11 protein-coding genes and 1 tRNA gene are annotated in these 12,080 nt (G+C 65.3%); 4 read left to right on the top strand and 8 right to left on the bottom strand.

Going from position 1 to position 12,080, the window contains the following annotated elements:
• Window positions 1–45: 45 nt before the first annotated feature.
• From sdhA to L0C21_RS04840, 8 genes are all read right to left on the bottom strand, one after another.
• Window positions 46–1,833 carry a succinate dehydrogenase flavoprotein subunit gene (gene sdhA / locus L0C21_RS04810; protein ID WP_259277279.1) on the bottom strand — a complete coding sequence of 596 codons (1,788 nt, stop codon included), beginning with the start codon at window positions 1,831–1,833 and terminating at the stop codon, window positions 46–48.
• Window positions 1,834–1,835: 2 nt separating this feature from the next.
• Window positions 1,836–2,210, bottom strand: a complete 375-nt coding sequence (sdhD, locus tag L0C21_RS04815; protein WP_259277280.1) for a succinate dehydrogenase, hydrophobic membrane anchor protein — start codon at window positions 2,208–2,210, stop codon at window positions 1,836–1,838.
• 10 nt (window positions 2,211–2,220) lie between these two features.
• Window positions 2,221–2,607, bottom strand: coding sequence for a succinate dehydrogenase, cytochrome b556 subunit (sdhC, locus tag L0C21_RS04820; RefSeq protein WP_259277281.1), 387 nt, complete (start codon window positions 2,605–2,607; stop codon window positions 2,221–2,223).
• 340 nt (window positions 2,608–2,947) lie between these two features.
• A tRNA-Ser gene (locus L0C21_RS04825) sits at window positions 2,948–3,040 on the bottom strand.
• Window positions 3,036–4,241 carry a non-hydrolyzing UDP-N-acetylglucosamine 2-epimerase gene (gene wecB, locus L0C21_RS04830; protein ID WP_259277282.1) on the bottom strand — a complete coding sequence of 402 codons (1,206 nt, stop codon included), beginning with the start codon at window positions 4,239–4,241 and terminating at the stop codon, window positions 3,036–3,038. The genes L0C21_RS04825 and wecB overlap by 5 nt, the downstream gene beginning before the upstream one ends.
• A gap of 197 nt (window positions 4,242–4,438) precedes the next feature.
• Window positions 4,439–4,507 carry a hypothetical protein gene (locus tag L0C21_RS16695; RefSeq protein WP_310593380.1) on the bottom strand — a complete coding sequence of 23 codons (69 nt, stop codon included), beginning with the start codon at window positions 4,505–4,507 and terminating at the stop codon, window positions 4,439–4,441.
• Window positions 4,476–5,873 (bottom strand): mannose-1-phosphate guanylyltransferase/mannose-6-phosphate isomerase, encoded by a 1,398-nt coding sequence (locus tag L0C21_RS04835; RefSeq protein WP_310593353.1) that lies wholly within the window; start codon window positions 5,871–5,873, stop codon window positions 4,476–4,478. Before L0C21_RS04835 ends, L0C21_RS16695 begins: the two co-directional genes overlap by 32 nt.
• Complete coding sequence (locus L0C21_RS04840) at window positions 5,870–6,157, bottom strand: DUF1289 domain-containing protein (RefSeq protein WP_310593354.1); 288 nt, start codon at window positions 6,155–6,157, stop codon at window positions 5,870–5,872. The genes L0C21_RS04835 and L0C21_RS04840 overlap by 4 nt, the downstream gene beginning before the upstream one ends.
• A 154-nt stretch (window positions 6,158–6,311) precedes the next feature.
• Between L0C21_RS04840 and L0C21_RS04845 the strand changes: the two genes are divergently transcribed.
• The 4 genes from L0C21_RS04845 (at window position 6,312) to L0C21_RS04860 (ending at window position 11,938) form a co-directional block, all read left to right on the top strand.
• Complete coding sequence (locus L0C21_RS04845; RefSeq protein ID WP_259277283.1) at window positions 6,312–7,361, top strand: nicotinate-nucleotide--dimethylbenzimidazole phosphoribosyltransferase; 1,050 nt, start codon at window positions 6,312–6,314, stop codon at window positions 7,359–7,361.
• Window positions 7,362–7,624: 263 nt separating this feature from the next.
• Complete coding sequence (locus L0C21_RS04850) at window positions 7,625–8,437, top strand: PEP-CTERM/exosortase system-associated acyltransferase (protein ID WP_259277284.1); 813 nt, start codon at window positions 7,625–7,627, stop codon at window positions 8,435–8,437.
• 7 nt (window positions 8,438–8,444) lie between these two features.
• Window positions 8,445–10,481, top strand: a complete 2,037-nt coding sequence (locus L0C21_RS04855; protein WP_259277285.1) for a ThiF family adenylyltransferase — start codon at window positions 8,445–8,447, stop codon at window positions 10,479–10,481.
• A gap of 68 nt (window positions 10,482–10,549) precedes the next feature.
• On the top strand, window positions 10,550–11,938 hold the full coding sequence (locus L0C21_RS04860; RefSeq protein WP_259277286.1) for a TIGR03013 family XrtA/PEP-CTERM system glycosyltransferase: 1,389 nt from the start codon (window positions 10,550–10,552) through the stop codon (window positions 11,936–11,938).
• Window positions 11,939–12,080 lie beyond the last annotated feature (142 nt).

Below are 12,080 nucleotides of genomic sequence, written 5' to 3' on the forward strand. Positions count from 1 at the left end.
TGGAGTGATCCAGCGCCCGTTCGCGTTTCCAGCCTGTGGCGGCGTTTAGTAAACGCGGGCCTTCGGCTTGATGTACTCCACCTCTTCGGTGAGGGTGTAGGTGTGCACCGGCCGGTAATCGATGTTGACCTTGCCGTTGTCGAACCAGGCGAGGGTGTGCTTCATCCAGTTCTCGTCGTCGCGCGTCGGGTAATCCTCATGCATGTGCGCGCCGCGGCTTTCCTTGCGGTTGGCCGCCGCGTGCATGGTGATGACCGCCTGAGGCATCATGTTGTCGAGCTCGAGGGTCTCGATCAGATCGGTGTTCCAGATCAGTGAGCGGTCGGACACGCCGACGTCGGCCATGCCGCGCTGCACCTCGTCGATCTTCTGGATGCCTTCCTGCAGGATCTCGTCGGTGCGGAACACGGCGCAGTTGGCCTGCATCGTCTTCTGCATGGCAAGGCGCAGCTTGGCGGTCGGCGTGCCGCCCGAGGCGTTGCGGAACTTGTCGAGGCGGCCGAGCGCCATGTCCGCCGAGTCGGACGGCAGCGGCGCGTGCGCCGTGCCCGGCTTCACGATTTCCGCCACGCGCTTGCCCGCGGCGCGGCCGAACACCACTAGGTCGATCAGCGAGTTGGAGCCGAGGCGGTTGGCGCCGTGCACCGACACGCAGGCCGCCTCGCCCACCGCGAATAGGCCCGGCACCACGGTATCCGGGTTGCCGTCCTTCAGGGTGACGACTTCGCCATGGTAGTTGGTCGGGATGCCGCCCATGTTGTAGTGAACGGTCGGAACCACCGGGATCGGCTCCTTCCGCAGATCAACGCCCGCGAAAATCTTGGCCGTCTCGGTGATGCCCGGCAGGCGCTCATGCAGAATGGCCGGGTCGATGTGGTCGAGGTGCAGGTGGATGTGGTCGCCTTCCTTGCCGACGCCGCGCCCCTCGCGGATTTCCATGGCCATGGAGCGGGAGACCACGTCGCGGCTCGCCAGATCCTTCGCCGACGGCGCGTAGCGCTCCATGAAGCGCTCGCCCTTGGCGTTGGTGAGGTAGCCGCCTTCGCCGCGCGCGCCCTCGGTGATGAGCACGCCCGCGCCGTAGATGCCGGTCGGGTGGAACTGCACGAACTCCAGGTCCTGCAGCGGCAGGCCCGCACGCACCACCATGCCGCCGCCGTCGCCGGTGCAGGTGTGGGCGGACGTCGCCGAGAAGTAGCAGCGGCCGTAGCCGCCGGTGGCCAGCACTACGGCGTGGCTGCGGAAGCGGTGGATGGTGCCGTCTTCCATGCACATGGCGATGATGCCACGGCACTCGCCGTTCACCATGATGAGGTCGAGGGCGAAGTACTCGATGTAGAAGTCGGCGTCGTGCTTCAGGCTCTGCTGATAGAGGGCATGCAGCATGGCGTGGCCGGTACGGTCCGCCGCCGCGCAGGTGCGCTGCGCCGCCGGGCCCTGGCCCATGTTCTGGGTCATGCCGCCGAAGGCGCGCTGATAGATCTTGCCCTCTTCGGTGCGGCTGAACGGAACACCGTAGTGCTCCAGCTCGTAAACCGCATTGGGAGCCTCGCGGCAGAGGTATTCGATGGCGTCCTGGTCGCCCAGCCAGTCCGACCCCTTCACGGTGTCGTACATGTGCCAGGTCCAGTGGTCCGGACCCATGTTGCCCAGCGAGGCGGCGATGCCGCCCTGCGCCGCCACGGTGTGGCTGCGGGTGGGGAACACCTTGGTGATGCAGGCCGTCTTCAGGCCCGCTTCGGCCAGACCCATGGTCGCGCGCAGGCCCGAGCCGCCAGCGCCCACGACGACGGCGTCATAGACATGGTCGATAATCTTGTATGCCTCAGGCATGTTCAGGCTCCGAACGCGATCTTGAGTACTGCGACGATGCCGGCGAGGCTGCCGGCGATGGCGAGGAAGTCGATGAGCAGCAGCCAGGTGATCTTGCCGCCGTGCTCGTGGACATAATCCTCCACCACGACCTTCAGGCCCATGGCCGCATGGTAGAAGGTGACGGCGATGAACAGGATGAGGAGGACAGCCACCAGCGGGTTGGCGATCCAGTCCGTCAGGATGGTATGAGACGAGGCCACGCCCGAGACGAGAGAGGCGAGAAGCCAGACCGTCAGCGGGATCAGCGCAATCGACGTGACGCGTTCCATCCACCAGCGGGCGGTGCCGGACTTGGCGGCGCCAAGGCCGCGGACCTTGCCGAGTTCCGTACGCATGTCCGTCTCCTTACGCGAAAAAGATGATGGCCCAGGTGGCGATGGTCGCCACGGCGGTGCCGACGAGAGTGAGGGCGGCCAGGCGGCGGCTGCGCTCCGGCTCGAAGCCGGCGCCGGTGTCCATATAGAGGTGACGCAGGCCGGAGAAGAAATGCTGCCAGAAAACGGCGGTCAGGCCGATCAGCACGAGAAGGCCGAGCGGATGGCGCGCTGCTTCAAGAAAAGTGCCGTAAGCCTCTTCCCCGGTTGCAGCGGCAAGAAGCCACCAGAGAAGGATGCCAACCCCGGCGATGGAAAGGCCGATGCCGGTGGCGCGATGCAGAATCGAGACCAGCATGTTGGCCCGCCAGCGATAGACTTGCAGGTGCGGTGATAGCGGCCGTGCGCGGTTTGCCATGTTTTTATCGCCCAATCAGACTGCCCATTTGTGACATCGCTTTAGTCATCATGCTCCGCGGATGGAAGGTCGAAATGATGAAAACAGGTCATTTCGGTCGGGAAAATGTATACGATAAGCCCAACATGAGCGGACGCAGGCCATCAGGGGGACGCAACGGCGCACCGCAAATCCCCCCGATTCGGGCGCAGGCATGCGCCCGGCCAGCCCTTGCGCCGTGAGTCGGAACGGTTTTCCCGAAGGGCGGGTCCAGGCCAGGCAAGCATTCTGGAGGCGCCAAGGTGCGCTTGACCAAACCGGAACGGCTGCGAATGAAAGGGAAATAAAACTGTAGAGGAAATGGCGGTGACGGAGGGATTCGAACCCTCGATACGGGTTATCCCCGTATAACGGTTTAGCAAACCGCCGCCTTCAGCCGCTCGGCCACGTCACCTTGTGCCAGCCCCTATAGCGAAGGCTTTTCGGTTGTTCAACGGCACTTCTGCATAGGAAGGCCGATTAGGATCAAATAATTCATCTGGCCGGAGATAAGGTTGCTGGCCTGCCCAGTAACGCGCCAGAGCCGTGACGATGCGGTCAGCCGCCCGGCCGTCGCCAAAAGGCGAGCGCCCGGCCAGCGGGCGAGGACCGCCCAGCGCCTGGCGGATTGCCCGCAAGATGGCCGAGGGATCGCAGCCGACCAGCCAGCCGCCGTGCGAGAGAATTTCAGGCCGCTCGGTCGCCTCCCGACACAGGACAACGGGCACCCCCAGCATGGAAGCCTCCTCCTGCAGACCGCCCGAGTCCGTAATGACCGCAGCGGCGCCCTCCAGCAGGGAGAGGAGGCAGCGATAGGGCTGGGGCGGCAGAAGGAAAATGCGCGGCTCCGCGCCCAGGCGGGCGCGAACCGCCTCCTGCAGGGCCGGGTTGGGGTGGGCGAGGAAGAGAATGTCATGCTGGGTGGACAGCTTGGCATAGGCCGCCAGCGCGGTGCACAGGGCCGCAAGGCCGCCTTCCCAGTTTTCTCGCCGATGGCAGGTGGCCAGCATGTAGGGGCGGGACCAGACCGGCTTTGCTTCGGTGCGGTGATAGTGGCCGAGGGCATCGATCACCGTGTTGCCGACGCAGAGAACGGATGCCGGATCGACGGACTCGGTGAGAAGATTGCGGACCGCCGTCGGGGTGGGCGCGAAATGCAGGGTGGTGTGGCGGGCGATCTGGCAGCGGTTCAGCTCCTCGGGGAAGGGCGCATGGCTGAGGCCGGTGCGAAGCCCCGCCTCGATATGCATGACCGGGCGCTGGGCATAGCTGCCGGCCATGGCGCCCGCCAGCGCCGAGAGGGTGTCCCCCTGCACCAGAACGATATCGGCGTTGTCTTCCACCTTGGGCTCAAGCGCGCACAGGAGCACGCCCAGGCGCGCGGTCAGCCCGGCGTCGTTGGCGGGCAGGGACAGGGTTTCATCCGGCTGGAGCCCCAGCTCCTGGCAGGTCTGGCTGGCGAGATCCGGGTGTTGGCCGGTATCGATGAGCCGGATGGGCCAGCTTCGCGTCTCGGGCCGCTGTTTCAGGGCGAGGAGAACCGGAGCCAGCTTTATGAATTCCGGCCGGGTTCCGGCAATCATGCACAGGCGAGGCGGCATTGCGCGTTCCGGCATTGCGCGGTCCATCGGGAAGGCCCCCACGATTATTGTTGCAGTGGTTCGTGCTCGGGTGACGTGCCGCACGCGCAACAATACAAGCCGCCGGATGCACTATAGGCGGCCCGGCCGGTTTGGGAACGATGGCGTAGTCGAATATGAAACGGGCGGCTGCCGGATGACCATGGGCTGGCCGCCCGCAGGCGTGGCCGGGGTCAACCGCGCCCGTAGCTATCCTCGAAGCGGACGATATCATCCTCGCCAAGGTAGGAGCCTGACTGCACCTCGATGAGGTGCAGCGGGATCTTGCCCGGATCTCTCCAGCCGGTGGGTCATGCCGACGGGGATAAAGGTCGATTCGTTCTCGTGCAGGTCGAACACCTTCTCGCCGCAGGTGACGCGGGCGGTGCCCTGAACCACGATCCAGTGCTCGGCGCGGTGGTGGTGCTTCTGGAGCGACAGCTTCTCGCCCGGCTTGACCACGATGCGCTTGGTCTGGAAGCGATCGCCCTGGTCGGTGGTCTGGTAGGTGCCCCACGGGCGGTGCACCACGGTGTGGATCATGTGCTCGTCGCGGTCCTTGGCCTTGAGCTGATCGACGATCATCTTCACGTCCTGCGACCGCTCCCGGCAGGTGACGAGCACCGCATCGGCCGTGGCGACGACGATCAGATCCTCGACACCGGTCAGCGCCACCACCGGCCCGTCGGTGCGGGCGTAGCAGTTGCTCACGCCTTCCACGAGCACGTCCCCATGCAGGACGTTGCCCGTCGCATCCTTGGGACTGACTTCCCACAGAGCCGCCCACGAGCCCACGTCCGACCAGCCCATGTCCACCGGCACCACGGCGGCGCGGCGGGTGCGCTCCATCACGGCGTAGTCGATGGAATTGGAGGGGCAGCGGCGGAAGGCGTCCCTGTCGGGGCGGAAGAACAGGCTGTCCCACCGACCCTTGTCCATCGCCTCGCCGGCGGCCTCGGCCATTTCCGGCTCGAACTCGGCCAGCTCCTCCAGAAAATCAGCGGCGCGGAACAGGAAGATGCCACTGTTCCACACATAGTTGCCGCTGGCCAGATAGTCTTCCGCGGTTTTCAGGTTCGGCTTCTCGACGAACCGGTCCACCGAGTGCACGTCGTTGTGGCCATCAAGCGGCGCGCCGCAGCAGATGTAACCGTAACCGGTCTCGGGCCGGTCGGGCCGGATGCCGAAGGTGAGCAGCGCCCGATGCTCCTCTGCTGCCGCGACCGCAGCCTCCACCGCCGTTCTGAACGCAGCCTCGTCGCGGATCAGGTGGTCGGACGGCATGACAAGGATCAATGCCTCCGGGTCGCGCTCCATCACGAAGCGGGCGGCCAGCGCGATCGCGGGGGCGGTGTTGCGCCCCTCCGGCTCCAGGATAATGGCCGCAGGCTGACAATCGGTCTGGCGCAGCTGCTCGGCGATGATGAAGCGATGCTCCTCGTTGGCCACCAGCACGGGCGCGCCGTAGCGTCCGCCGTTCATCACCCGGCGGACGGCGGTCTGGAGCATGGAGTGGGAGTCGACCAGCGGCAGCAGTTGCTTCGGGTAGAGCGAGCGGGACATGGGCCACAGCCGCGTTCCCGAACCGCCGGAGAGAATGACAGGCCAGATCGTCTTCGCGGTGGTCATAGCGGCTTCCCTTCCGTGTCGGCTACTACAGGTACGCCTACGCTCTGCCGCGCCGCCAGTCTGGCCAGAACGGCCCTGCGCTCTGGCGCGGTCATGGTGGACCAGCGGCTGATCTCCTCTATCGTGCGGCCACAGCCGAGGCAATGGCGGCGCTCGACGTCCAGCCGGCACACCTGAACGCACGGCGAGGGCACGGTCTCGCCCTCCTGGGAGCTTGAAACCGGAGACGATGCCTTTTGAGGCTGGGCCGTTTGCGGCTGGGAAGGGCGACAGGGGTCTTGCACAGTTGCACGCAATCCTCAATGAAGCGGCCATGGGCCAATATAGTACGGTCCCTGACCCTGACTTGCGGCCAGCCGGTCTCCCGTTAACTGGGGTACCCAGTTTAATTGGTTGCCCACGGCCACGCCGTCAATAAAACCAAGAAGGTAGAGCGCCATGAATCCTCCCCTTGTGCCTGAACTGAGCGGCCTGCCGCTGGACGACATCCGCGCCATTGCCGCCAATGCCCCGGGTCGGGATGATGACGCGGCGCGCGCGGCCGAAGCGCACCAACGGGCACTCTATTTCGCGCCGGCCGAGCGCGGGAAGCTGGCATCGCTGCCGGTTTGGCTGGCGGGCTGGCAGGGGCGCGTGCCTGCCGCCGCGCGGGTGGAGCTGTGCCTGTTCGCGGGCGCCCAGCGCTGGCTGGGGCAGGAGCAGGCCGAGCGCGCGGAGGACGAGGTTCGCAAGCGCATCCTGCTGCTCTCGGCGGGCGGGGCAACGTCCAACCCGCTGGCGGCCAGCCTGGGGGCTGGGCTGAAGGTGTTCGATCTGGCGGTCGAGCGCCCCGCGCCCAATCCGGCGGAAGGCCCGGCCATGAGCGACCGCGAGTGCGTGGCGGCCATGGCCTTCGGCATGGAGGCGGTGGTGAGCCAGGCGGATATTCTGTGCCTGGGCGCATTTGGCATTGGCACGCGCGAGGCGGCGGCCAGCGTCGCCCTGGCCCTTTTCGGCGGCGCGCCTTCGGACTGGCTGGCGGGGCAGACGGCAGCGTTGTCCGCCCCTTATGCGCTGGCGCTGCGCCAGGTGGAGGCAGTGCGCGAAGGGCCGGCCTGGACGACGGATGACCCTTTGCGGATCCTGCATCAGGTGGGCAACCGGGAACTGGCGGCGCTTGCCGGCGCAATTCTTGCGGCACGAACGCAGCGCGTAGTCGTTATCCTAGATGGATACGAGGCAGCAGTGGCCGCCGCCGTTCTGGCGCAAGCCCAACCGGGCCTGGCTGACCACTGTCTCGTGGCAGCGCGCGATGGTTCGGCTGCCCATGACCGCCTGATCGAGGCGCTTGGAGCGGAACCTTTGCTCGATCTGGGGATTGAAAAAGGGGATGGTCTGGCTGCTTTGTTGGCTGCTCAGATTATCCGGACAGCATGCGACATTCACACAGGCGGCGCAACGGAAGCCCAGATGGAAGGATTGCTGAGCGATGCGGGCGAGGCCGGGTAAGGAGGACGGCAACGCCTAACGGCCTCTCCTCACAAACAAAACCAAGTTCCTAAGAACGCTGGAAGTGGTTTGTTAATGAACATCTTCTAGTTTATTAGGGTAGGACGTGCCTCTTGGCAAGGTTTCGCTGGAGCAATGGCCCCGTAATCGTGCGTTCATGTAGCCTGTGCAAGCTGCCGAGCTTCGCCATGAAGCCTGCTGTAAAGTTGCGGCTGGTCATAGGGAACCATTGGCGCACCGTGATATGAGGGATCCGTGAGTAAATGGCACAGTATTCTGCCCCCAACCCTGGCCTAGAAAGCCAGCCAGCGCAAAAAAGCCCCGACCGGGTGATGCAGGCATCCGGCCTGGCCGATACCTACAACCGTTTCTTCTATTATCGGATCGCTCGAACACCCGATGATATCGCGGCGGCCCACCGGCTGCGCTATGAAGTCTATTGCGAGGAAACCGGCTTCTTGCCCAAGGAGGATTTCCCCGATGGGCTGGAGCGGGATGAGTTCGATGCCCACTCGGTGCAGAGCGTGCTGTTCTATCGGCCGCTCGACCTGCCGGCGGGCACGGTGCGCGTGGTGCGTCCCATTCCGGATGCCGAGGGCTGCGGCCTGCCGGCCCGGATCGCCGCCCCGGCGCTGGACCACCTGCCGGAGAAGATTCTTCCCAAGGCCAGCACGGGCGAGATTTCCCGCTTCTCCATTCATGGCGGCTTCCGCAAGCGCCAGAACGATGGCCTCTACGCCACGATTCATGATCCCCGGAAGGGCGGCGGCGATCCGCGCCGCATCCTGCCGCATATGACGCTGGGGCTGATGACCTCGATTCTCGAGATCTCGCTGGAGGCCAACCTCACCCACCTGTGCGCCATCATCGATCCGGCCTTGCTGCGGATGCTGCGGATGCTGGGCCTGCATTTCGAGGCCGTGGGGCCGCTGGTGGAATTCCACGGGCCGCGCCAGCCGGTGTTTGCTTCCGTCAGGCAGCTGGTGGATGGCGTGGAACACGACTTCCCCGAGGTGCACGCCGTCATCACGGCCGGCGGGCGCTTGCAAGTCGACGGACGCCATGCCGCAGCCTGAGGGGGGCATGGAGGGGGGCACAGGGACGGCAGGAGCGGGTACGCCCGACCTGCCGCCTCATTGGTTTGATTACGACCTGGCCTTCTCCCGCAATATCGGTTGGCTTTCCGAACTGGAGCAGCAGCGCCTGCGCGAGAAGCGCGTGGCGATTGCGGGTATGGGCGGCGTTGGCGGCGTGCACATGCTCACGCTTGCCCGCCTTGGCATCGGCAAGTTCCACGTCTCCGACATGGACCGGTTCGAACTGGGCAACTTCAATCGGCAGATCGCGGCCTTCAAGCGCACCCTCGGCCAGCCCAAGGTGGACTCGGTCGTGGCCATGGCGAAGGAGATCAACCCGGAACTGGATGTGAAGATCTTCGGCCAGGGGGTCAACGAGGCCAACCTGGAGGAATTCCTCGAGGGCGTGGATGTCTACATCGATGGCCTCGACTTCTTCGTGCTCGACATCCGCCGCAAGCTGTTCACCCTCGCCCGGAAGAAGGGCATTCCCTGCATCACCGCCGGGCCGCTGGGCTTTGGCTCCGGTTATATCGTCTTCACGCCGGACGGCATGAGCGTCGAGGAATATTTCCGCTTCGAGGGCAAGACGCAACAGCAGCAATACATCAACTTCCTGATGGGGCTGACGCCGTCGCTCCTCCACCTGCGCTACCTGAAGGACGGCTCGCGGGTGGATATGCCCAACAAGAAGGGGCCGTCCACCGCCATCGCCTGCATGATCTGCGCGGGCGTTGCCGCCTGCGAGGCGGTGAAGCTGATGATCGGGCGCGGGCCGGTGAAGGCCGCCCCCTACTATCACCATTTCGACCCCTATCTGGGACGGTTCCTCATCCGCAAGCTGCGCTGGGGCAACAACGGCCCGATCCAGAAGCTGAAGACGGCGTTCGTCGCCTGGATCGCCGGGTCCTTCTCCAAGGGCGCGCGCCCACGCGAGATGGAGCTGGAGCCGGATACGCCCATTCTCACCCGCATTCTGGAGGTGGCCCGTTGGGCGCCAAGCCCCGACAACAGCCAGCCGTGGCGGTTCGAGGAGGTGGGCGAGACGGCGGTTCGGGTGCACATCGACCTGGAGCGGGACAACCCATACTCCTACCGCAATTCCGAGCCGCTGTGGCTGTCCCACGGGATGCTCATGCAGGCCCTGCGGCTGGCGGGCACCCTCTACGGCTGGGGCATGGACTGGCGGCTGGCGGGCACGCCCGAGCACCCGGTGCTGGAGGTGAAGTTCGATCCGCAGGCGGGCGTGCCGGTTGACCCGCTCGCCTATTATCTCAAGGCCCGGACGGTCGATCGCGGCTCCTACCGCCGCCAGCCGCTGACCATGGCGGACAAGGAGGCGCTGGAAGCGGCGCTCGGTCCGGGGCTTACCGTTCACTGGATCGAATCGCTGGGCGAACGCTGGCGGCTGTCGTGGGTCAATGCCAAGGCGACGGGCATTCGCCTGCGCTCCAAGCGGTGCCACCGGGTGCACCAGGAAGTAATCGACTGGGAAAACCGGTTCAGCCGCACGGGCATGCCTGCCGGGGCGCTGGGCATGGACCCGCTCGGCCAGCGCGTCATGAAATTCGTGCTGGCGGACTGGCAGCGCATGCGCGCGGCGGCGGAGTGGCTGGGGGCGGGCCTTTATGCGGGCATCGAGATGGATGTCATTCCCTCGATCAACAGCGGCGCCTTCGCCGTGATCCGCCGGGCGGGAGTGCCGGGGCACGCCGTCACGCCGGAGGAGCGGCTGGCGATTGGCGAGCGGCTGATGCGCTTCTGGATCGAGGCCAATCGCCGGGGCCTGTCCTTCCAGCCGTCGCTGGCGGCGGTGTTCTGCTCCTCGCAGAGCCGGGAGGAAAACCCGGAGAAGGGGGTGGAGCCCCCGCTGCGGCACGCTGCCGCAACCGTCGCGCAGGATTATATGAGAGTAACGGGAATCGACCCGCTCGACGTGGTGTTTCAGGCGCGCCTGGGCGTCTCGAAAGCCAAGGCCGATGCGCCGCGTTCGATCCGCAAGGTACTCGAAAATTTAAAAATTCAGCCTCAGGTTGGACTCTGAACTATTTCTCACTAGACATCTGAAATGGTTTTCACGGGGCGGGATTAAAACAGGGGACCCACCACCGCATGATTCGCGTCTTTCGGCATTATGTACCCTTGCCCCTCCTCGTGTTGGGGATCATCGAATTCGCGGCGTTGATTCTCGCCGCGGTGTTGGCCTGGTATGGCCGGCTGTGGCAGGCCGGGCTGCCGATCGAGACTGCCTTTTCCTTCCTGCCCGAAGTGCTCACCTATGCCATCGTCACCTACGTGGTGATGCTGGCGGTGGGGCTCTACCAGAGCCAGTGCTACCGCTCGGTGCGGATCACGGCGCTGCGGCTGGCGGTGGCGCTGGCCATCGATTTCGTTGCCCTGTCAGTGATTTTCTTCACCTTTCCGGGCATCACCACCTGGCGCTCGGTGTTCGTGGTCGCGGCGCTGCTCACCTACTTCTCCATCCTGACGCTGCGCTGGATCTTTAGTCGCCTGGTCGGCTGGCACCGGTTCCGCCGCCGGGTGCTGGTGCTGGGCGCGGGGCAGCGGGCGCGCCGCCTGCAGACGATGGCCGGAGCTCCGGGCGCGGGCTTCGAGGTGTTTCGCTACGTGCAGATGGCCCCGAGTGAGGATGACATCGAAGGCGCGGTGCCGCGCGAGAGCATCGGCTCGCTCTCCTCCTACATGGAGATGCACAACGTCGAGGATGTGGTGGTGGCCCTGCAAGAGCGGCGCGGCTCGCTGCCGGTCTCGGACCTTCTGCACGTTCGCATGAGCGGCTTTGGCGTTTATGACCTCTCCGCCTTCATCGAGCAGCAGACGGGCCGGGTGGATCTCGACTCGCTCAATCCCAGCTGGCTGATCTTCTCCGACGGGTTCCGCAGCAGCCGGCGCACGGCGCTCGTCGCCAAGCGCCTGTTCGATATTCTGGCCAGCTCCCTCCTGCTGTTGCTGACCGCGCCGATTCTGCTCATCACGGCCGTCGCCATTCGTCTCACCAGCCCAGGGCCGATTTTTTACCGGCAGGTGCGGGTGGGCCAGTTCGGCGAGCCGTTCGAGGTGCTGAAGTTCCGCTCCATGCGGGTGGACGCGGAGAAGGATGGCCGGCCCCAGTGGGCGCAGAAGGGCGATCCGCGCGTGACCACGATCGGGAAGATCATCCGCTCGTCGCGCATCGATGAAATTCCGCAAATCTTCAACGTGCTGCGGGGCGACATGAGCTTCGTCGGCCCGCGCCCGGAGCGGCCCTTCTTCGTCGATGAGCTGGCAAAGAAGATTCCCTTTTATAACGAGCGCCACATCGTGAAGCCGGGCATCACCGGCTGGGCCCAGCTGAACTACCCTTACGGCGCTTCGGAGGAGGACGCCCGCCACAAGCTGGAGTTCGACCTCTACTACATCAAGAACTATACTATTTTCCTAGACCTGCTCATTCTGATCCAGACGGTTCGGGTGGTTCTGTGGCAGGATGGCGTGCGCTGAGCGCGCAAGAGCCTGTTCGCGTTGCCAAGGTTTGAGGGCTGGGGTTTCCGGCCCGAGAAGGATGTGCCGCAGCGGTACAACAAGCTGGAACCTGGGGCGGAGGTGTTTGGCCGGCCTGGGGTCCAGGGGAGCATGACGGGGG

The organism is Pedomonas mirosovicensis, assembly GCF_022569295.1.
Lineage (GTDB): Bacteria > Pseudomonadota > Alphaproteobacteria > Sphingomonadales > Sphingomonadaceae > Pedomonas > Pedomonas mirosovicensis.

Bases quoted from the DNA above. Each gene is read 5' to 3' on its own strand.
- sdhA (WP_259277279.1), bottom strand. From the start codon at position 1,833: ATGCCTGAGGCATACAAGATTATCGACCATGTCTATGACGCCGTCGTC.
- sdhD (WP_259277280.1), bottom strand. From the start codon at position 2,210: ATGCGTACGGAACTCGGCAAGGTCCGCGGCCTTGGCGCCGCCAAGTCC.
- sdhC (WP_259277281.1), bottom strand. From the start codon at position 2,607: ATGGCAAACCGCGCACGGCCGCTATCACCGCACCTGCAAGTCTATCGC.
- wecB (WP_259277282.1), bottom strand. From the start codon at position 4,241: ATGCCGGAACGCGCAATGCCGCCTCGCCTGTGCATGATTGCCGGAACC.
- L0C21_RS04835 (WP_310593353.1), bottom strand. From the start codon at position 5,873: ATGACCACCGCGAAGACGATCTGGCCTGTCATTCTCTCCGGCGGTTCG.
- L0C21_RS04845 (WP_259277283.1), top strand. From the start codon at position 6,312: ATGAATCCTCCCCTTGTGCCTGAACTGAGCGGCCTGCCGCTGGACGAC.
- L0C21_RS04850 (WP_259277284.1), top strand. From the start codon at position 7,625: ATGGCACAGTATTCTGCCCCCAACCCTGGCCTAGAAAGCCAGCCAGCG.
- L0C21_RS04855 (WP_259277285.1), top strand. From the start codon at position 8,445: ATGGAGGGGGGCACAGGGACGGCAGGAGCGGGTACGCCCGACCTGCCG.
- L0C21_RS04860 (WP_259277286.1), top strand. From the start codon at position 10,550: ATGATTCGCGTCTTTCGGCATTATGTACCCTTGCCCCTCCTCGTGTTG.